This is a genomic window from Gryllotalpicola koreensis, from assembly GCF_039538185.1.
Taxonomy (GTDB): Bacteria; Actinomycetota; Actinomycetes; order Actinomycetales; family Microbacteriaceae; genus Gryllotalpicola; species Gryllotalpicola koreensis.
Genome location: NZ_BAABBW010000003.1, coordinates 23,323 through 43,592 on the forward strand (window position 1 = coordinate 23,323; position 20,270 = coordinate 43,592).

At 68.2% G+C, this 20,270-nt stretch carries 20 protein-coding genes; 9 read left to right on the plus strand and 11 right to left on the minus strand.

Annotated features, from left to right (window positions below; all coding sequences use genetic code 11):
• Positions 1-87: 87 nt before the first annotated feature.
• The 8 genes from ABD708_RS08730 (at position 88) to ABD708_RS08765 (ending at position 7,488) form a co-directional block, all read left to right on the plus strand.
• Positions 88-1,047: an L-lactate dehydrogenase gene (locus ABD708_RS08730; RefSeq protein ID WP_344753460.1), complete on the plus strand. Its 960-nt coding sequence runs from the start codon at positions 88-90 to the stop codon at positions 1,045-1,047.
• A 64-nt stretch (positions 1,048-1,111) separates the two neighbouring features.
• Positions 1,112-1,861, plus strand: coding sequence for a response regulator transcription factor (locus ABD708_RS08735; RefSeq protein ID WP_344753462.1), 750 nt, complete (start codon positions 1,112-1,114; stop codon positions 1,859-1,861).
• Positions 1,862-1,913: 52 nt separating this feature from the next.
• Complete coding sequence (locus ABD708_RS08740) at positions 1,914-3,446, plus strand: sensor histidine kinase (RefSeq protein WP_344753464.1); 1,533 nt, start codon at positions 1,914-1,916, stop codon at positions 3,444-3,446.
• Positions 3,447-3,535: 89 nt separating this feature from the next.
• On the plus strand, positions 3,536-4,393 hold the full coding sequence (locus ABD708_RS08745; protein ID WP_344753466.1) for an NAD-dependent epimerase/dehydratase family protein: 858 nt from the start codon (positions 3,536-3,538) through the stop codon (positions 4,391-4,393).
• A 302-nt stretch (positions 4,394-4,695) separates the two neighbouring features.
• On the plus strand, positions 4,696-5,211 hold the full coding sequence (gene rplJ / locus ABD708_RS08750; RefSeq protein WP_344754504.1) for a 50S ribosomal protein L10: 516 nt from the start codon (positions 4,696-4,698) through the stop codon (positions 5,209-5,211).
• A 52-nt stretch (positions 5,212-5,263) separates the two neighbouring features.
• Positions 5,264-5,653 (plus strand): 50S ribosomal protein L7/L12, encoded by a 390-nt coding sequence (rplL, locus tag ABD708_RS08755; protein ID WP_344753468.1) that lies wholly within the window; start codon positions 5,264-5,266, stop codon positions 5,651-5,653.
• A gap of 110 nt (positions 5,654-5,763) precedes the next feature.
• Positions 5,764-6,243, plus strand: coding sequence for a MarR family winged helix-turn-helix transcriptional regulator (locus ABD708_RS08760; RefSeq protein ID WP_344753469.1), 480 nt, complete (start codon positions 5,764-5,766; stop codon positions 6,241-6,243).
• Complete coding sequence (locus tag ABD708_RS08765; RefSeq protein WP_344753471.1) at positions 6,244-7,488, plus strand: MFS transporter; 1,245 nt, start codon at positions 6,244-6,246, stop codon at positions 7,486-7,488.
• Between the two features lie 90 nt (positions 7,489-7,578).
• Here the strand turns inward: ABD708_RS08765 and ABD708_RS08770 are convergent, their stop codons facing one another.
• The 11 genes from ABD708_RS08770 to ABD708_RS08820 all read right to left on the minus strand — a co-directional run bounded on the left by ABD708_RS08770 (position 7,579) and on the right by ABD708_RS08820 (position 18,971).
• Positions 7,579-8,601, minus strand: coding sequence for a LacI family DNA-binding transcriptional regulator (locus ABD708_RS08770; RefSeq protein WP_344753473.1), 1,023 nt, complete (start codon positions 8,599-8,601; stop codon positions 7,579-7,581).
• Positions 8,570-8,884, minus strand: coding sequence for a hypothetical protein (locus tag ABD708_RS08775; protein WP_344753475.1), 315 nt, complete (start codon positions 8,882-8,884; stop codon positions 8,570-8,572). The genes ABD708_RS08770 and ABD708_RS08775 overlap by 32 nt, the downstream gene beginning before the upstream one ends.
• Before the next feature lie 5 nt (positions 8,885-8,889).
• Complete coding sequence (locus tag ABD708_RS08780; protein ID WP_425553267.1) at positions 8,890-9,804, minus strand: carbohydrate ABC transporter permease; 915 nt, start codon at positions 9,802-9,804, stop codon at positions 8,890-8,892.
• Entirely contained in the window at positions 9,801-10,829 is a 1,029-nt protein-coding gene (locus tag ABD708_RS08785; RefSeq protein WP_344753477.1) for a carbohydrate ABC transporter permease, read from the minus strand. Before ABD708_RS08785 ends, ABD708_RS08780 begins: the two co-directional genes overlap by 4 nt.
• A gap of 6 nt (positions 10,830-10,835) precedes the next feature.
• Positions 10,836-12,113 carry an ABC transporter substrate-binding protein gene (locus tag ABD708_RS08790; RefSeq protein WP_344753480.1) on the minus strand — a complete coding sequence of 426 codons (1,278 nt, stop codon included), beginning with the start codon at positions 12,111-12,113 and terminating at the stop codon, positions 10,836-10,838.
• A gap of 161 nt (positions 12,114-12,274) precedes the next feature.
• Positions 12,275-13,015: a ThuA domain-containing protein gene (locus tag ABD708_RS08795; RefSeq protein WP_344753482.1), complete on the minus strand. Its 741-nt coding sequence runs from the start codon at positions 13,013-13,015 to the stop codon at positions 12,275-12,277.
• A 32-nt stretch (positions 13,016-13,047) separates the two neighbouring features.
• Positions 13,048-14,088 (minus strand): Gfo/Idh/MocA family protein, encoded by a 1,041-nt coding sequence (locus ABD708_RS08800; protein ID WP_344753484.1) that lies wholly within the window; start codon positions 14,086-14,088, stop codon positions 13,048-13,050.
• Between the two features lie 14 nt (positions 14,089-14,102).
• The gene (locus tag ABD708_RS08805; RefSeq protein ID WP_344753486.1) at positions 14,103-15,767 is read right to left on the minus strand and encodes a glycoside hydrolase family 13 protein; all 1,665 of its coding nucleotides are present in this window, start codon (positions 15,765-15,767) and stop codon (positions 14,103-14,105) included.
• A 36-nt stretch (positions 15,768-15,803) separates the two neighbouring features.
• The gene (locus tag ABD708_RS08810; RefSeq protein ID WP_344753488.1) at positions 15,804-16,706 is read right to left on the minus strand and encodes a carbohydrate ABC transporter permease; all 903 of its coding nucleotides are present in this window, start codon (positions 16,704-16,706) and stop codon (positions 15,804-15,806) included.
• The gene (locus ABD708_RS08815) at positions 16,706-17,611 is read right to left on the minus strand and encodes a carbohydrate ABC transporter permease (protein WP_344753490.1); all 906 of its coding nucleotides are present in this window, start codon (positions 17,609-17,611) and stop codon (positions 16,706-16,708) included. Before ABD708_RS08815 ends, ABD708_RS08810 begins: the two co-directional genes overlap by 1 nt.
• Positions 17,612-17,642: 31 nt before the next feature.
• On the minus strand, positions 17,643-18,971 hold the full coding sequence (locus ABD708_RS08820) for an ABC transporter substrate-binding protein (RefSeq protein WP_344753492.1): 1,329 nt from the start codon (positions 18,969-18,971) through the stop codon (positions 17,643-17,645).
• A 47-nt stretch (positions 18,972-19,018) separates the two neighbouring features.
• Between ABD708_RS08820 and ABD708_RS08825 the strand changes: the two genes are divergently transcribed.
• Positions 19,019-20,230, plus strand: a complete 1,212-nt coding sequence (locus ABD708_RS08825) for an ROK family protein (protein ID WP_344753494.1) — start codon at positions 19,019-19,021, stop codon at positions 20,228-20,230.
• Positions 20,231-20,270 lie beyond the last annotated feature (40 nt).

Genomic DNA, 20,270 nt, shown 5'->3' on the forward strand with positions numbered 1-20,270 from the left:
AAGCGTAACGTGCGCGTTTTTCGCGCAGGTGACAGATGACTGCGAGAGGCATGGACTTCGGGGCCGGTGCGGCGGAAGGATGACCTCATGGCGAATCTTCGGACGACCAAGCTCGGCATCATCGGCGCGGGGGCGGTCGGCACCTCCGTCGCCTACGCAGCGCTCATCCGCGGTGCGGCGGACATCGTGACCGTCTACGACCTCAACTCGGCGCGCGCGGAAGCGCAGGCGCTCGACCTCGCGCACGGCACACCGTTCGCGCACCGGGCCAAGGTGAGCGGGGGTGGAGACCTCGACCTTCTGGCGGCATCCGACGTCATCGTCGTCACGGCGGGCGCCGCTCAGCAGCCAGGGCAGAGCAGGCTCGATCTCGTCAGCACGAACGCCGAGATCATCCGCGAACTGATGCCGCAGCTCGTCAAGCGGGCGCCCGACGCGGTGTACCTCATCGTCACCAACCCGGTCGACGTGCTCACCGAGGTCGCGGCGGATGTCGCCGGGCTGCGCCGCGGGCAGGTGATCGGCTCGGGCACCACGCTCGACTCGTCTCGGCTGCGCTGGCTTGTCGCCGAGACCGCGGGGGTCGCGCCGCGCGACGTGCACGCGATGATCCTGGGGGAGCACGGCGACAGCGCCTTCCCGCTGTGGTCGAACGCGACGATCGGCGGCTCGCCGATCAGCAACTGGGCCGACGAGGCCGGCAACAAGATCTTCGACGACGCGACGCTCGCCGATCTCGCCAGCCAGGCCGTGTTGTCGGCGTACTCGATCATCGCGGGCAAGGGCGCCACGAACTATGCGATCGGGCTGGCCTGCGTGCGGCTCGTCGAGGCGATCCTGCGGGACGAGCACATGGTCACCCCGGTCAGCACCGTGCTGCGCGATTACGAAGGTGTCGACGGGATCGCGCTGTCGGTGCCGTGTGTGATCGGCGCCGGCGGAGTGCAGCGTGTACTGCGGGTGCCGATGGACCAGAGCGAGCACGACGCCTTCCATCGCAGCGGAGAGGCGATCAGGGCCGTGCTCGAGGAGATCGGGCAATTGTAGCGTTCACAGCTAAGCCATAAGTTCGGCATAGAGGTCTCGAAAGCACGGGCGCATAATCAGCAGAATGAGCATCGACCTGTCCGATTCGCGCACCGCGCAGGCACACCTCCATCACGCGGACGGCTCGCCGATCCGCGTTCTCGTCGTCGATGACGAGAACACCCTGACCGACCTGCTGCAGATGGCCCTTCGCTACGAGGGCTGGGAGGTGAAGAGCGCGGCGACCGGCCATCAGGCCGTCACCGTCGCCCGCGACTTCAAGCCGGACGCCGTCGTGCTCGACATCATGCTGCCTGACTTCGACGGTCTGCAGGTCATGCGCCGCATCCGCGAGAGCGGCAGCGAGACGCCGGTGCTCTTCCTCACGGCGAAGGACTCCCTCGACGACCGCATCGCCGGGCTCACGGCCGGCGGCGACGACTACGTCACCAAGCCGTTCAGCCTCGAAGAGCTGGTCGCCCGCCTGCGCAGCCTGCTGCGCCGTTCCCGCGCGCTCATCGCGGACACGAGCGACCCGCGCATCGTCGTCGGCGACCTCGTGCTCGATGAGGACAGCTATGAGGTCACCCGCGCAGGCGAGCAGATCAGCCTGACGGCGACCGAGTTCGAGCTGCTGCGCTACCTGATGCGCAACCCGCGCCGCGTGCTCTCCAAGGCGCAGATCCTCGACCGGGTGTGGTCGTACGACTTCGGCGGAACCTCGAGCGTCGTCGAGCTCTACATCTCCTATCTCCGCAAGAAGATCGACGCAGGCCGAAAGCCGATGATCCACACCGTGCGCGGTGCCGGATACATGGTGAAGGCCGCGGAGTGACCCGGGTCGTGCGATGACACAGTCGGCATCGGGGCCGGTAGCCTCGGTGCCGATGAGCACCGGGGCGGCGAGCCGGACGTTCGAGATCCGGGGATTCCTGGCCAGGGTCCGCGTCTGGGCACGGCACCCGTTTCGATCCTGGACGCTGCGGCGCAAGCTGGTCGCCGCCGTGGTCGCGCTCGTGGCGGTGCTTGGCGTCGCCATTGGAACCACCGGCGTCGTGCTGTTGAACGACTATCTGATCGGGCGCGTCGACTACCAGCTCCAGTTCGCGAGTCAGCGCGGGCTCACGCTCGCCGTGCAGGACTACGTGCATGGGCGCTCGGCGACCGCTCAGGACATCGTCACCTCCACCGGACAGCCGGGCGGCACCTTCGCGGCGTTGATCGGGGATGGCAAGGTACAGGACACGGCATACCTCCCGACCGGCAGCGCCGGAGACCCGCGCCGGCCGGTCGCCGATTCCGACTTCGCAACCAAGATGACTTCGTTGCCGCCCAACGGGATTCCCGAGACGGTGGATCTGGGTGGAACGCTCGGCGAGTACCGCGTCGCGGCCGCGAGCCTGCCCGACGGCGGCCACCTGGTGCTCGGTCTGCCGCTTGCCGAGGCTCAGGCGACCACCGTGCGGCTCGCGATCATCATGCTGATCGCGACCATCGCGGCCTGTGCCGCCGCCGCGACGGTCGGGCTGCTGATCGTCCGCCTCTCCCTGCGGCCGCTGGACCGTGTCGCCGGCGCGGCGACGACCGTGTCGACGCTTCCGCTCGACCGCGGCGAGGTCGCGCTGCGCGTGCGGGTCGCCGAGGAGGACACCGACCCTCGCACCGAGGTGGGACGCGTGGGCAGCGCCTTCAACGCGATGCTCGGGCATGTGGCATCCGCTCTCTCCGCCCGGGAAGCGAGCGAGCGCAAGGTGCGCCAGTTCATCTCGGATGCCTCGCACGAGCTGCGCACCCCGCTCGCGTCGGTGCGGGGGTACTCGGAGCTGATCCGGCGCTCGGGCGAGGAGATCTCGCCTGATGTGCAGCATTCCATCGGCCGCATCGAGTCGGAGGCGAAGCGGATGACGGCGATGGTCGAGGACCTGCTGCTGCTCGCCCGCCTCGACGAGGGGCGCGAGCTCGACCGGGAGCCCGTCGACTTGTCGATGCTGCTCATCAATCTGCTGTCGGACGCGCACGCGGCCGGCCCCGACCACACCTGGCGGCTCGACGTTCCGGGCGAGCCCGTCGAGGTGATCGGCGACCAGACCCGGCTGCACCAGGTGTTCGCCAACCTGCTCACCAACGCGCGCGTGCACACCCCCGCCGGGACAACCGTCACACTCGGACTGCGGGCGGTCGACGGATTCGCCGAGATCACCGTCACCGACGACGGCCCCGGAGTGCCTGCCGAGCTGCAGCCGGTGCTGTTCGAGCGCTTCGCGCGCGGCGACACCTCGCGCTCACGCAACACTGGGTCGACGGGTCTCGGACTCGCCATCGTGAAGGCCGTGGTGGATGCCCAGGGCGGGACGATCGGCGTCGAGAGCGTGCCGGGGCGGACGGTGTTCACGGTGCGGCTGCCGCTTGTGGCTGAGTAGGCAAGGTCTCGATACGCCCGCTGCGCGGGCTACTCGACCAGCGGGCAGGACGGTAGGCTCGTATCGATTCGATCAGGCAGGAGCCGTCAATGAAGATCGCCCTCACCGGTGGTTCGGGGAAGCTCGGGACGAACGTCCTCACGTATCTGCGCGAGGCGGGTCACGAGGTCACGAACCTCGACGTCGCCGGACAGCGCGGACCCGGTTTCCTGCGCGTCGACCTGACCGACTACGGCGCCGTCGTCTCGGCGCTCTCCGGGGTGCGCGACGGCTCGTACCCTGACGGCGCGACGCCATACGACGCCGTCGTGAACCTCGCGGCTGTTCCCGCGCCCGGCATCGTGAGCGACGCCGAGACCTTCCACAACAACGCGCTCGTCACGTTCAACGTCTTCCACGCGGCGACCCGGCTCGGGATTCGCAACATCGTCTTCGCGTCGAGCGAGACGATCCTCGGGCTGCCGTTCGTCACCCCGCCGCCGTACATCCCGCTCGACGAGGGGGTCGAGCTGCCGGAATCCGTCTACTCCCTCAACAAGCTGCTGGAGGAGAAGCAGGCCGAGCAGCTCGCACGCTGGTACCCCGACCTCAAGATCATCGGCTTGCGATTCTCGAACGTCATGAACGTCGAGGACTACGCCGAGTTCCCGTCGTTCGACGCGGATGCGAACGTGCGAAAGTGGAACCTGTGGGGATACATCGATGCGCGCGACGGTGCGCAGGCCGTGCTCAAGGCGCTCGAGTACTCGACCCCAGGGTTCGAGCGCTTCGTGATCGCATCGCCCGACACCGTGATGACTCGGCCGAACGCCGAACTCGTCGCCGAGGCGTTCCCCGGCGTCGAGGTGCGCGGGGAGCTCGGGGTGAACGACACGTTGCTGTCGATCGAGAAGGCCAGGCGGCTGCTGGGGTATGACCCGAAGCACACGTGGCGAGAGCACGTGTAGCGAGAGGGGTCTCGATAAGCCCGCTGCGCGGGCTACTCGACCATCGGCAGCGGAAACGTCTGTTAGGATTGAGGAAAGCCAAAGACCGCAGGTTTCCGGCGTGCCCGAAAGGGAGCGGCGGACCAAGGTCCTCGAAAGAGGCGACCCGCGCAGGTTCACGATTTTGAAGATGCTGTGTTGATGAGATGCAGTGATCGCCAAGCTCCGTGCCCTGCGCCGGAGCTTTTTTCTTTGTACTTCTCCTTGCGGGCTGCGGCGGCTTGAGGCATCCGTCTCAAGCGAATCATTCATAAGGAGTGGCCATGGCGAACAAGGAAGCCGCGGTTGCCGAGCTCACGGAGTTGTTCCAGAGCTCGACTGCCGTTCTGCTGACCGAGTACCGCGGTCTGTCTGTTGCGAAGCTGCGCGAACTGCGCCGCTCCATCAGCACCGACGCGTCGTACGCCGTGGTGAAGAACACGCTGTCCAAGATCGCAGCGAACAACGCCGGCATCTCGGCGTTCGACGACGAGCTCGCCGGCCCGTCTGCGATCGCGTTCGTTCACGGTGACCCCGTCGCCGTTGCGAAGGGTCTGCGCGACTTTGCCAAGGCAAACCCTCTCCTCGTGGTCAAGGGCGGCTATTTCGATGGCCACCCGCTGTCCGCGGAAGAGGTTGGCAAGCTCGCCGACCTCGAGAGCCGTGAGGTTCTGCTGGCCAAGCTGGCAGGCGCCTTCAAGGCCTCGCTGTTCGGAGCCGCCTATCTGTTCAACGCCCCGCTGTCGAAGGCTGTTCGCACCGTCGACGCGCTGCGTGAGAAGCAGGAGTCCGCTGCGTAAGACGCGAAAGCGTGCGCTGCGGTGAGTACACATTCAACAAGGAGAAGAAACAATGGCAAAGCTTTCCACTGAGGAACTGCTTGACGCGTTCAAGGAGCTCACGCTCATCGAGCTGAACGACTTCGTCAAGGCTTTCGAGGAGACCTTCGAGGTCACCGCCGCCGCCCCCGTCGCGGTCGCCGCTGCCGGCGCTGCCGGTGGTGCCGCTGCTGCTGAAGAGGTTGAGGAGAAGGACTCCTTCGACGTCATCCTCGAGGGTGCCGGCGACAAGAAGATCCAGGTCATCAAGGTCGTCCGCGAGCTCACCTCGCTCGGCCTCGGTGAGGCGAAGGCCGTCGTCGACGGTGCTCCGAAGGCCGTCCTCGAGGGCGCCAACAAGGAGACCGCTGACAAGGCGAAGGCTGCCCTCGAAGAGGTCGGCGCCACGGTCACGCTCAAGTAGTTCGTGCCGGGCATTGCCCGGTCGGCTCTTTTCGAAGAGGGCGTCGCATTTCGGTGCGGCGCCCTTTTCTTTGCTTGATTTAGATAGTTCGGCTATGTAAACTATCACGCATGACCCGCTCGACCGACCTGCACACGCTGCTCGGCGACCTCGTCCAGGCGAACTCGCGCCTCGTGCGCATCGCCGCACAGGCCACCGGCAGCACCGAGTCGTCGGCGACGTGGCGCACTCTGCGCGTTCTGCAGCAGAGCGGCCCGTTGCGGGTCGGCGAGCTCGCGGCGCTCAGCCGGGTCGCCCAGCCCACCATGACGAAGATCGTCGCCGGGCTCGCCGACCGCGGCTGGGTCGAGCGCATCGCCGACCCGGACGATGCCCGCGCCGCCCAGATCGTCGTGACCCCGGCCGGGGCCACCGCCGTCGACGGATGGGTCGAGGAGCTGACCTCCGCCCTGCATCCGTATTTCGCCGATCTGACCGTCGACGAGCTGGACGCGCTGCGCCGCACCGTGGCGCTGCTGCAGGAGCGCGTCGAGCTGAATGACCCGGCCACCACTGACAAGAGCACTCGCACGAAGGAGTTGTCGCACTAGATGGCGCACGAGAAAGCATCCGGATCCATCCTCAAACAGCCGATCGCCGTCTGGGCGATCGCGTTCGCATGCGTGGTGTCCTTCATGGGCATCGGGCTCGTCGACCCGATCCTGCCCGCGATCGCGGAGGCGACGCACGCGACAGCCACCCAGACCGAGATGCTGTTCACGACGTACCTGCTGATCACCGGCGTGATGATGTTCTTCACGAGCTGGCTGTCGAGCCGCATCGGCGCGAAGAAGACGCTGCTGATCGGCCTCGCGCTCATCATCGTGTTCGCGGCGCTCGCCGGCGCGAGCGGGACGGTGGGGCAGATCATCGGACTCCGGGCCGGCTGGGGCCTCGGCAACGCGCTGTTCATCTCGACGGCGCTCGCCTCGATCGTCGGCGCGGCCGCGGGCGGCGCGGCGAACGCGATCATCCTCTACGAGGCGGCGCTCGGTCTCGGCCTCGCCGTGGGCCCGCTCGTGGGCGGCCTGCTCGGTGAGATCTCGTGGCGGGGGCCGTTCTTCGGCACCGCGGCCCTCATGGCGATCGGCTTCATCGCGATCATCACGATGCTGCGCGGGCCGCAGGTGAAGCCGACCCCGACGCCGTTGTCCGCGCCGTTCAAGGGCCTGGGTCGGCCGGGGCTCGCGATCATGGCCGCGACCGCGCTGTTCTACAACATGGGCTTCTTCGTGCTGCTCGCCTGGACGCCGTTCGCCCTGCAAGCCATCGGCGTGGCGAGCGCCATGCAGCTCGGCTACATCTTCTTCGGCTGGGGCGTCGCCGTCGCAGTCACCTCGGTGTTCGTCGCGCCGATGCTGACCGCACGGATGCGCCGCACGACGGTGCTGATCGTCATCATCCCGTTGCTCGCCGTGGTGCTCCTGCTCGCCGCGCTGTTCCACACGAGTGTCGTGGCGCTGGTCGTGCTCGTGATCATCGGCGGTCTCTTCCTCGGCATCCTGAACACGGTCCTCACCGAGTGCTCGATGGAGGCCACCGACCTGCCACGGCCGGTCGCGTCGAGCGCCTATTCCGGCGTGCGCTTCGTCGGCGGCGCGATCGCCCCACCGCTCGCCTCGACGCTGGCCGGGCACTTCGGCACGACGGCCGCGCCGTTCTGGTACGGCGTCATCGTGCTCGTCGTCGCCACGCTGATTGTGATCTTCGGGCGCCGGTGGCTCGGGCGCGCGGACGGCGCCGAGGAGCACCGCGACGAGGTCGCCGAGGCGATCGGCGTGGGGGACGCGGACTGACGCCATCCGCGCCTGCCTTGCGGAAGGGATTCGGGGCGGCGGTGCGTGTGTCGGGGTGGAACCCGCGGCGTGTCGCCCGAATCCCTTCCGCTAGAGGCGCGACGTCGCTGCCGGGGGCGGAGCGGTCGAGGCGCGCTCGATGAGGGCCGTCGGCACGTCGATCAAGTCCGTGCGCGGCGGCTCGCCGGCGAGCTCGGCGAGCATGAGCTCGGCGGCGAGGCGACCCTGACCGAAGGGGTCCTGGGCGATCGTGGTGAGGCCGAAGGTCTCGGCGAGCGCGTGGTTGTCGATGCCGACGACCGACAGCTCGCCGGGCACCTCGATGCCGAGCTCGCGCGCCGCGAGGATCGCGCCGATCGCCATCTCATCCGACGCCGCGAAGAGCGCCGTCGGGCGAGAGCTGCGCCCCAGCATGCGGAGCGCGGCCTCGCGGCCGCCCGCGATGTCGAAGTCGCTCGGCTCGATCCACTCGGGACGCACAGGCAGCCCGGCAGCGGCCATCGCCAGCTCGTAGCCGCGGCGGCGGCGCCGAGGGACGCGCTTGTTGAGCCCGTGCTCCGGGTGGCCGGCGAGATGCCCGATCGCGCGATGCCCGAGGCCGATCAGGTGATCCGTCGCGGCGCGGGCGACGGCGAGCTCGTCGATGCCGAGGTGCCGCAGCCCGTTCACCGGTCCGCCGACGACGATCGTGGGGTGGCCGAGCGAGGCGAGCTGCTCCCGCTCGGACGGGGTGAAGTCGAGGCATAGTGCGATCACGGCATCCGTGCGCTTGCGCAGGATCGAGCGGTGGAAGACGCGCTCGCGGTCCTCGCCCTTGAGGCCCAGGTTGAACAGGATCGTGTCGTAGCCGACGCGGCGCAGCTCGGCGTCGATGCCCTCGAGCACGGTCGCATAGAACCAGCGGCTCACGTTCGGCACGACGACGCCCATGGCGAGTGTGCGGCCGGTCGCGAGGCCGGAGGCGCTCGACGAGACGACGTAGCCGAGGGCGTCCGCGGTGGCCAGCACGGCCTCGCGCGTCGCGGCGGAGACGTTGGGCAGCCCCCTCAGCGCGCGCGAGACCGTGGCGGTCGAGACCCCGCTAGCCCTGGCGACGTCGTCGATACTCGTCAAGGGAGCCGCCCCAGGCGGTCGACACGGGCGCGCCGCCTCGGGCCTCGGCTTGGAGCATCCGTCGTCTCAGTGCGATCAAGAGCGCCAGCACCACCACGAACCCGAGCAGCGCGAGCGCCGAGCCGAGCGCGGGCGTGCCGATGAGCTCGCTGATGCCCGTGATGACGAGGAACGCGGCGGCGAAGAATCCGAAGATCCCGATCCCGATGTCGACCAGCTCAATCGGTTTCCAGTTGAAGAGAGAGAGGCTCGGCAGCTCTTTCGACCGCGGCTCCTTCGACATCGCCGTCACCCCTTCACGCCGCCGGCCGTGAGGCCCGCGACGATGCGGCGCTGGAAGATCAGCACCAGGACCACGAGCGGGACCGTCACGATGGTGCCGGCCGCCATGATGGCGGTGTACGGCTCCTGGTGGGGGAGGCTGCCCGTGAACGACGCGATCGCGACCGTGACCGGCTGCGTCGCGTCGCTGGAGAGCTGACTGGAGATCAGGTACTCGTTCCAGGACGAGATGAACGCGAGGATCGCCGTGGTGAACACCGCGGGCGCGGCCAGCGGCAGGATCACCTTGCGGAACGCCTGCGCCGAGGTGCACCCGTCGATACGGGCGGCCTCTTCGAGATCCCACGGCATCTCCCTGAGGAAGGAGGTGAGCGTGTAGACCGTCAGCGGCAGCACGAACGAGATCTCCGGGATGATGAGCGCCTGGTAGGTGCCCATCCAGCCGATGTTGGTGAACAGCTGGAACAGCGGCGTCAGCAGCGCCACACCGGGGAACATCGAGGCGCCCATGATGACGCCGAGCACGACGCCCTTGAAGCGGAACTCGATGCGGCTGAGCGCGTAGGCGGCGAAGGTGCCGACGAGCAGCGCGATGATCGTGACGGATGCCCCGATGATCAGGCTGTTCAGCAGCGCGCGCCCGAGGTGGTTGCCCCAGTGCGTCGAGAGCGCCGTCACGTAGTTGTCGAAGGTGACGTGCGTCGGCCAGAAGGTCGTGTCAAAGGTGTAGCCGACGTCGCGGAACGACGTCACGACCATCCAATAGAACGGCAGCAGGCACCAGACGACGATGACGGCGGCCTGGATCCAGGTGCGGATGCCCGACCAGCGTCGCCGCGACGTGGCGGCGCGGTTGACCTCGACGTCTTCGGCGGCGCGTCCGCGTGCGCTGACGCGAGCCGCAGCGGCAGTGGTGGTCACTTCAGCTCTCCCTTCTGCTGCGCCTGCGTCGTCTGCACGACGTTGGCGCCGAGGAACCTGACGAAGATGAATGCGATCAGGAAGATGAACACGAACACGATCGTGGAGAGGGCGGATGCCGCATTGGGCCCTTGCCTCATCTGCTGCACGACCAGCACCGACCAGGTCGCCGTGGCGTTCCCGCCACCGAAGATCGCGGGCAGGTCGTACATGCGCAGCGCGTCGAGGATGCGGAACAGCACGGCGACGAGGAGCGCCGGTCGCACGAGCGGCAGTGTGACCGTCCAGAACGTCTTCCACGTGGAGGCGCCGTCGACGCGGGCCGCCTCGTAGATCTCACCGGGGATGAGCTGCAGGCCCGCGAGGATCAGCAGCGCCATGAACGGTGTGGTCTTCCAGACGTCGATGATGATGATCGCGATACGGGCCGGCCAGTCGTCGCTCGTCCACAGGATCTTCGTCGCGAAGATCGCGTTCACCACGCCGGCGACCGAGAAGATGAAGAACCACAGCTTCGCGGTCACCGCGGTCGGGATCGCCCACGGCACGAGGATCGCGGTGCGCACCAGCGAGCGGCCGGCGAAGGCGCGGTTCATGATGATCGCCATCCAGAACCCGATCACGGTCTCGAGCACCACCGTGGTGATGGTGAACAGGAACGTCGTGAACGTCGCCGTCCAGAACTGCGCCCCCAGGTTTCCGGGCGGGCACGAGGTCGTGCCGCCGTCGCCGGTCGGACAGCGCTGGAAGAGCCAGTGCGTGAAGTTGCTGAGGCCGGCGAAGCCGCCTTGGACGAAGAATCCGGTCGCGGGGTCGAGCCCCGCATCCTTCTGGAACGAGGTGATGATCGCGCTCACGATCGGGTACCCGATCACGATCGCGAGCAACACCAGCGTCGGAAGGATGAGAAGCAGGGCGACGCGGGTGCGTGCGCGCTGGACGCGCTGCAGGCCGCCGCGTTCCTGCCTCGGGCGGCGGGGCGACGCGCTTGAACCGCGCGTCGCCCCCGAGACGGTGGCGGACATGGCTCGCTAGCTGCCTGAGCCGGCCGTCTTGATGGCCTTCTGCATGTCGCTCAGCGCCTGATCGACCGACGTCTGGCCCTTGAGCGCTGCGAACGAGTCGTCCTCGATCGCCTTGGTGATCGCCGGGTAGAACGGGCTGACCGGGCGCGGGACGGCTGTGTCGAGCGATTTCTTCAGCGTGCTCAGGTAGGGCAGCTGCTGATTCAGCGTCGCGTCGCTGTACAGCGACGCGAGCGCCGGGGCGTTGGAGGCCTTGGTCACGGCCTCACGCTGGATCTTCTCGCTCTCCATGAACTTGATGAAGTCCACGGCCGTCGCCTTGTGCTTCGAGTACGCGCTCACCGCGATGTTGTGGCCGCCGAGGCTCGAGGCGCCGGGGCCGTCGATGCCGGGAAGCGGGGCGACTGCGAAGGTGTTCTTCACCGTCGAGCTGCCGTCCGTCTTGGCAAGCGAGTAGACGTAGGGCCAGTTGCGCAGGAAGAGCAGCTTGCCGGCCTCGAAGGCCTGACGGCCCTGCTCCTCCTGGTAGGTCAGCGCCTCCTGCGGAATGTTGCCGTCCTTGAAGGCGTCGACCAGCGACTGCAGGCCCTTCTTCGCCTCGGGGGTGTCGAGGGTTGGCGTCTTGCCGTCCTTGCCGACGATCGTGCCGCCCGCCGAGTTGATGGCCTCGGCGACGTTCACCGTGAGGCCTTCGTAGTCGGCGTATTGCCCTGCGTAGCATCCGATGTTGTGCTGCTTCGCGATGCTGCAGTCCTGCATCATCTCGTCCCACGTTGTGGGCGGCGTCTTCACGAGGTCGCTGCGGTAGTAGAGCAGGCCGCCGTCGGTGACCCACGGCGCGGTGTAGAGCGTGCCCCCATAGGTGCCCGCCTTCACCGTGGCCGGCAGCATCTTCGAGGTGTCGATCTTGTAGGCGCCCTTCAGTGGCTGGAGCCAGCCCTTGGCTGCGAACTCCGCCGTCCAGATCACATCGACGGACACCACGTCGTAGTCCGTGCTCTTGGCCTGGAAGTGCTGCACGAGGTCGTCGTGCTGCTGATCAGCCTGATCGGACTGCTCTTTGAAGTTGACTTTCTCTTTCGGGTGCGCCGCGTTCCACTCGGCGATGATCGGGCGGATCAGGTTGTTGTTGTCCTTGCCCTGCACGTAGGTGATCGGGCCGCGGTCGTTACCGCCCGAGCTGCCGTTGTTGCTTCCACCGCCCGAGCAGCCGGACAGCGCGAGCGCTGCGGCCGATGCGACGGCGAGCCCTGCGACGAGCAGGGGCTTGCGTGATGCTTTCATGACACTCCTCATTGAGCTCTGATTGCAGAGCCCCCGCCTAGGGGGCTGATAAAGGAAACTAATCGAAGTGCGGTAGGGCTGCAAGCGCTTGCATGACCGGGGGTCTCGATACGCCCGCTGCGCGGGCTACTCGACCAACGGGGGCGGCGCGGCTGCGCGGGCTACTCGAACCAGCCCGTCGCGTGATAGTCGGCGGTGAGCTCGCGCGGCTCGTGCCGCGGCCGCGCCCAGCGCGTGCCGTTCGCGAGCACGCGCTGGATGTCGGGGTGGTGGTAGATCGGGAACGCCTGGTCGCCGGGCGAGAAGTAGAACACGCGCCCGAGCCCGCGCCGGTAGGTCACCCCCGACCGGAACACCTCGCCGCCCGCAAACGTCGAAAGGAAGATCGTCTCGTCGGGGGCCGGGATGTCGAAGTACTCGCCGTACATCTCGTGCTCCGGAATCACGATCGGGCTCGGCACGCCCTCGGCGATCTCGTGCTCGGGAGCGATGGTCCAGACCAGCTCGCGCTCGCCGTCGCTACGCCACTTGAGCGAGCAGGTGGTGCCCATGAGTAGCTTGAAGATCTTCGAGTAATGGCCGGAGTGCAGCACGAGGATGCCCATGCCGGCGAGCACCCTGCGGTGCACCCGCTCGACGATCTCGTCAGCGACCTGCTCGTGGCCCATGTGGCCCCACCACAGCAGCACGTCGGTCTCGGCGAGCACCTCGTCGGTGAGCCCGTGCTCGGGCTCCTGCAGCGTCGCGGTGCGCACGATCGCGGCGTCGCCCAGGTGGGCGCGAAGGCTGTCGGCGATGACCGCGTGGATGCCGGCGGGGTAGTGCCCGAGCACCGCGGCGTCGCCCGAGGTCTCGTGCAGGTTCTCGTTCCAGACGAGAACACGGATGGGGGATTCGCTCATTCTGAAGTGGTCCTTTCGCAGATCTGCGGCGGTCAGGGCAGGCGCACGTCTTCGACGCGACCGGATGCCGCCGAACGCGCCGCCGCCTCCATGAGCGCCAGGCTGCCGAGGTTGGCCGTGCCGACCGTCTCGGGCGTGGTGCCGTTCGCGATCGCGTCGGCGAACAGCCGCAGGCCGGCCGCGCGACCGAACAGGTCCTGCGTCGCGAGCTCGACGGGCTCGGCCTCGCCGCCGGGGCGGCGCAGCGTGACGACGTCGGCGGCGCCGGGGTCGTCGTCGGGGCCGCCGCGGCTCGTGAAGGAGATCTCGCCGTCCTCGCCCGCGATGTGCCAGTCACCCGCCCACGCGGTCGGCGCGCCGCGGCTCACCCAGCTGCCGCGATAGCTGACGACGAGTCCGCTCTGCAGTTCGATGGTGATGACGGCGGATGCCTCCTCGAGGTACTTGCTGAAAGAGGGGTCCTTCACCTTCGTGTAGACCCGCACGGCTTCCTCGCCCGTGATCTTACGCAGCAGATCGAAGTGGTGGATCGCCATGTCGTTGATCATCGGGTGCGGGAACCTGTAGTGCGGGTGTTCCTCGAAGGCGAGGTCGTTGTCCCATTTCCGGAAGTCGATGCTGATGGCAGCCAGCTCGCCGATCGCGTGCTCCTGAAGCATCCGCTGCACCGCCCGCGGGGCGGGATAGTTGCGGTAGTTCTGGCTCACCTGCAGCACGAGCCCGAGCTCCTCGGCCCTGCGCGCTGCGGTCGCCGCCTCTTCCGCCGTGTTCGCGAACGGCTTCTCGACGAGCACGTGCTTGCCCGCCTCGAGCGCCTCGAGCGCGAGCGGCACGTGCGTCACGGCGGGCGCGGTGATGACGACGGCCTCGGCCTCGACCGCCTCGAGTGCCGCGGTCAGACTCGGGAACGCCTGCGCTGCGGGCAGGCCGAGCTTCGTTCGAACGGACGTGAGGGTCGCCGGATTCGGGTCGGCGATGGCCGCCACCTCGACCTCGGCGACGGCGGGAATGGCGTTGACCGCCCAGTTCCCGCCCCAGCCGCCGAGTCCGACGTGGATGATCTTGATGCTCATAGCTTCTCCTCGTGTCACGCGCGCAGCCAGGCCGTCACGGCCGGAGGCAGCAGTCCGTCGTCGAGCGACGTGCTGGACAGCAGCACCTCCCCTTCCGGGAGCGAGGCGGCCTCGTCGCCGAAATTGGTGATGCTGATCCAGCCGTTCGGCCGGCGGAACGCGAGCACGTCACCCCGACCGGTCTCGATCCACTCCAGCCTCTCCTCTGTCTCGAGTTCGCTGCGCAACTCGAGCGCGCGTCGGTAGAGATTCAGCGTGGAATCCGTATCGCGCTCCTCGGCCTCGACCGAGAAGTCGGCGAACCATGCGGGCTGCGGCAGGTGTGCGCCGCCTGCGCCGAAGCCGAAGGAATCGCCGCCGGTGGCCCAGGGCAGCGGCACGCGGCATCCGTCACGGCCGATGTCAACGCCCGGGTTGCGGAAGAAGGCGGGGTCCTGCCGCTCGGCCGCGGGAATGTCGGCGACCTCGGGCAGCCCGAGCTCCTCGCCCTGGTAGAGGTAGGCGGAGCCGGGCAGCGCGAGCTCGAGCAGGGTGGCCGCGCGGGCGCGGCGCAGCCCGAGCTCAGCGTCCACCTGCGGCGCGGTGCCGCCCGAGAGCAGCCACTCCGCGCCCTGCTTGACGGTCGACGCGCCGCGCGGCGGGAGGCCGTAGCGGGTGGCGTGCCGCACCACGTCGTGGTTCGAGAGCACCCAGGTCGTCGACGATCCCGACTCGCGGGCCAGCTCGAGGTTGAAGGCGATGATGCGCCTGAACTGGGCGGCGTCGAAGTCGGCCTCAAGCAGGTCGAAGTTGAACGCCTGGCCGAGCCCATCGGGGCTCGCGTACCGCGCCCGGCGATCGGCGGCCACCCACGCCTCGGCGACCGCGGTGCGGGCCGGCGTGTACTCGTTGAACACACGGCGCCACTCGGCGTAGATGTCATGCACGTCGTCGCGGTCCCACAGCGGGTGCTGGCCGTCCTTCGGCAGCGCGTCGAGCTCGGCCTGGCTCGGCAGCTCGGCAGGCAGCTTCTTGGCGAGGCCGTGGGCGACGTCGATGCGGAAGCCGTCGACGCCGCGATCGGACCAGAACCGCAGGGTCGTGAGGAAGTCCTCGCGGACCTCGGGGTTGTCCCAGTTGAGATCGGGCTGCTCGGTGGCGAAGAAGTGGAAGTACCACTGGCCGTCGCCGACGGGCTGCCAGGCCGGGCCGCCGAAGGCCGAGGTCCAGTCCGAGGGGGGCAGCTCGCCGTTCTCGCCCTTCCCGTCGCGGAAGATGTAGCGCGCCCGCGCGGCCGAGCCCTTCGGCGACGCCAGCGCCTCCTGGAACCACACGTGCTGATCAGAGGTGTGATTGGGCACGATGTCGACGATGAGACGGATGCCTGCGCGGTGCAGCGCCTCAGACATCCGATCGAAGTCCTCGAGCGTGCCCAGGCGCGGGTCGACGTTCCGGTAGTCGGCGACGTCATAGCCGCCGTCGGCGAGCTCGGAGGGGTAGAAGGGGCTGAGCCACACGGCGTCCACCCCCAGCCGCTTCAGATACGGCAGGCGAGAGGTGATGCCGGCCAGATCGCCGATGCCGTCGCCGTTCGTGTCAGCGAACGAGCGCGGGTAGATCTGGTAGACGGCGGCCTGCCGCCACCAGCTCTCTGCGCTGCTCTGGTCTGCGGTCTGGGCGGTCTCGAGGACGTCGGTCATGTGCGGGTGACTCTCCTTGTCGAAGGGGTGATCGGTCTACTTGATGGCGCCCTGGGTGAGGCCCGACATGACCCACCGCTGCGTGAACAGATAGACGAGGATCGACGGGGCCATCGCCATCAGGTACGAGGCGAAGGACACGTTGTAGTTGTTGCTGAACTGCGTCTGGAACATCTGCTGCAGCACCGGCAGGGTCTGCAGCGCAGGGTTCGAGGTGATGAGCGACGGCATCACGTAGTCGTTCCACGAGGCGAGGAAGGCGAAGATGCCGACCGTCGCGCTCATCGGCGCGAGCAGCGGGAAGATCAGCCGCCAGAACACCTGGGTGGTGCTCGCGCCGTCGATGCGCGCGCTCTCCTCCAGCTCGGCCGGGATCGAGCGCAGGAACGCGGTGAACAGCATGACGCTGAAGGCGAGCTGGAACATCACGTGCAGGATCGCGACGCCGATCGGGTTGTCGAGGTGCACCATGCCGGTGAGCTTCACCTGCGAGAGCGCGACGACCGGGAAGGGCAGGAACATCGCCGCCAGCAGGTAGAAGAACGCCCAGCGGAAGGCGCGGCGCTGCCAGTTGTGCGAGATCGCGTAGGCGGCGAAGGAGCTCAGCAGGATGGTCCCCGCGACGGCGACCGCGGCGATGAACACCGAGATCGCGAAGCTGCGCGGGAAGTCGGTGAGCTGCCAGGCCTGCACGAAGCCCGAGACGCTGAACGGGTGCGGCAGCGAGAAGGCGTTCCCGTCGACCGACTGCGCCGTGGTCTTGAACGCCATGCTGAGCGTGACATAGAGCGGTATCAGCACCGTGAGCGAGCACACGGCGAGGACGATCGTGAGGGGCCAGTTCGTGCGCCGGCGCGCCGCGCCGGTGCGGCCGGCGGTGCGGGGTGCGCCCGCCGCGACGACGGATTCCGGCTGCCGGACGGTCAGCTGAGTGGTCATCAGAACGCGGTCCTTCCTCGGGTCGCGCGCAGCTGCAGCAGAGCGATCACGACCGCGATGATGAAGAAGATGGTGGCGTTGGCCATCTGGTACGAGTAGTCGCCGTTGGTGAATCCGCTGAAGATCGACATCGCGACGCTGGTGGTCGCCGTGCCCGGGCCGCCGTTCGTGAGGCCCAGGATGATGTCGTAGGTGTTCATGAAGTTCTTGAACCCGATGATCACGTTGATCACGATGTAGCCCGCGGTCAGCGGCACGGTGATGGAGCGCAGCTGACGCCAGGGGCTCGCGCCGTCGAGCGCCGCCGCCTCGTAGACATCCGAGGGGATCGACAGCACGCCGGCGATGTAGATGAGCAGCGCCGAGGGGATCGACTGCCACGCGGTGACGACCACGATGGCGAGCCAGGCGAGGCTCGGGTTCGCGAGGATGCTCTGCTCGAGCGGTGCGAAGCCGAGCGCGCTCGCCGCCGCCGGCAGGCTGTTGGCGAACAGGTAGCTGAACACGTAGGCGATGACGATGCCCGAGATCACCATCGGGATCACGAAGATCGCCCGCAGGGGGACCCGCGCCCGGATCTTCGCGGTCAGTGCGATCGCGAGCAGGAAGGCGATGAGATTCACCAGCACGACGGTGACGAGCGAGAACCAGAGCGTGAAGCCATAGGCGTGCAGGATCGCCGGATCCGAGAACACGGCGATGTAGTTCGTCAGCCCCGTGAACCGGAACTCGCCGAAGCCGACCGAGTTCGTGAAGCTCAGCACGATGCCCATGACGGCCGGAACGGTGATCGCGAGCGTGAAGAGCGCGACCGTCGGCCAGAGGAACAGATGGAAGACCGGATCCAGTCGGCGATGGTGCGCGGAGCGGGACTCGCCTGGCGTGTGCAGGGAGGTGATGGCCATGTGTCGTCTTTCTTCTTCGAATCGACGTGGGTCAGGCGGAACGCAGCGCCAGTCGGGCCCAGTCGGCGTCGAGCGTGCGCAACTGGGAGGCGGGGCTCGCGCCGAGTGCCATCGCCTGGGCGTAGTTGGCGACGGGGATGGAGGCGGGGATGAGCTGGGATGCACCGAGGTAGAACGCGCCGTCGTCGTAGTACTTCTGCATTCCGGCGAGCGCGGGGTTCTTCATCGGCGGCGCGTCGGCGCGCACGCCGAAGCCGTTGTTGTCGGCGTTGTACGTGTCGATGACGGCGGGTGTCATGAGCCACGACATGAAGTCGCGCGCCGCGTCCTGCTTCTTCGACGCCTCGGGGATCCACAGGGCGAGGTCGACGTTCACGCGCACCTTGAGGTCGTTCGGGTCGTCGGTGACGGGCAGGGGGAAAGTGCCGAGGTCGAGGTGCGCGTTCGACTTGGCGATCTCGCCTAGCGCCCACGGGCCCTGCAGGTACATCGCCGCCTTGCCCTTGGCGAAGGCGAGGTTGCCGTCGCCGTAGCCGCGGCTCGCGGCATCCTTGTTCGAGTACTCGGCCAGCTGCGCCATGCGCTGCATCGGCGCCGCGAAGTCCTTCTCGAACGACGCCCTCGACGATTTCCCCACGCGGGTGCCCTCGCGGCTCAGCTCGGCGAAGAACGACTTCACGTCGACCATGCCGCCGATCGTGTAGTCGAACATGCCCTGAGCGATTGTCCAGGTGTCGCGGTAGGTGTTGTAGAAGGGCGTGACGCCCGCGGCCAGCAGCTTCTCGCACGCCGCCGTGAGCTCGGTCCACGTCGTCGGAACCTGGATGCCGTGCTGGGCGAAGATCGCCGTGTTGTAGATGACGGATGCCGCCATGACGGAGTACGGGACGGCGCTGATGCGACCCGGGTACTTCGCGGTCTGGTCGAGCAGCGTCCACAGCTTCGGGTTGATCGACTTCGCCTCGGCCGTATCGCTCAGGTCGGTCAGCGCGCCGTGCTCGACGAACTCGACCATGGAGAAGTTGTAGTTCCAGCAACCGAGGTCCGGCGGCTGGTTCCGCACGAAGTCCGCCGACATGTTCGAGGTCGAGTCGAGCACGACGCGCACCTTCGACTGGCTGCGGTTGTAGCGGTTCGCGAGCCTCTGGAAGTAGCCGATGACCTCGGGCTTCGACACGTAGAAGCTGATCGTCGTCGGCCGCGTCGAGCGACCGACTGCGCCGCAGCCGGCGAGGGCGAGGGTGGTGCCCGCGGCGCCGACGCCGGCGAGAAAGGCTCGCCTGCTCAGGCCGTTGCGGGGCGTGGGGGGATGCACGTCGTTGTCTCCTTCGAGGTCCCGCGTCGTCGCGAGAAGATCCACGCATTAGATTTACAATCTAAATCTAATGCCGTGAGTATTCTGTGGCCATGACCCCCGCGCCGTCAACCTCGCCCTCGGAGCGAGCTGCGACGTCGCCCCAGCTGCTGCGGCGGATCAACGTGGAATCCGTGCTCGACTTCGCGTTCGGGCACGAGGTCTTCGACGCGAGCGAGGTCATCGCAGCGACGGGGCTGACCCGGTCCACCGCGCTCGGAGTGTGCGCAGAGCTCACAACACGAGGCTGGCTCGTGGAGGTCGAGGATGCCCGTGCCGCAGGCACCTACAGCAAGGGCCGGCCGGCGCGCCGCTATCGCCTGCGCGTCGACGCCGCGCTCGTCGCCGCACTCGACGCGGGCGAGCACCACGTGGTCGCGCTCGTCACAGACCTCAGCGGTGCGGTGCGCGGGCGCGCGGAGGGGCGATTCGGAGCGCAGACGGCGGGGCGTCGGCTCGCGGTCATCCGCAAGACGCTCGACGCCGCGATCGCGGATGCCGACGGCGGCCTGCCGATCGTGACGGTGGTCGGCATCCCCGCCCCGGTCGACGCGAGCGGCGCATCGCCCGACGGCGACGGCTTCTGGCGGCTCATGAACCCGCAGCTCGCGAAGCGCCTCGACGGCTATGGACGCATCGTCGTCGAGAACGACGCGAACCTCGCCGTGCTTGCCGAGCAGTCCCGGCTGGGCGGCGAGGCGGAGTCCTTCGCCGTGCTGCTCTCTGGCGAGCGGTTCGGCGCCGGGATCATGGTCGACGGGCACCTGCTGCGCGGCCGTCACGGCGGCGCGGGCGAGCTGCGCCTGCTCAACCTTGTCGACGCGGTCGGCAGCGCCGACGGACTGGGGCAGCTCGCGCGGGAGTGGGGCCGCGAGGCGGCCCGAAGCGGGAAGGTGAAGCCGAAGAGCCCGCTCGCGGCCACTGCGCCTGAGCAGCTCACCGCCGAGGACGTCCTGTCGGCGGCATCCGAGAATGACCCGGTGGCGACCCGCATCGTCGAGCGCCTCGGCGAGCGCCTCGCGCAGATCGCCGAGATCCTCGTGAGCCTGCTCGATGTCGAGCGCGTCGTCGTCGCCGGGGCGATCGCGGCGGCGGCAGGACCGATCATCGCCTCGGCGCAGCGCAACCTCGCCGAGAACTTCTACCCCCCGCTGCCCATCGTCGCGGCATCCGAGCTCGGCGGCGACGTCGTCGTGCTCGGCGCCGTGCAGCGCGCCCTCGACGAGGTTCGAACGGATCCCCTCAGCCTGCAGATCGCGCTCTGAGCCGCAGCGCTGCGGCGCCTGCGGGAAGGGGGCAGTTCGC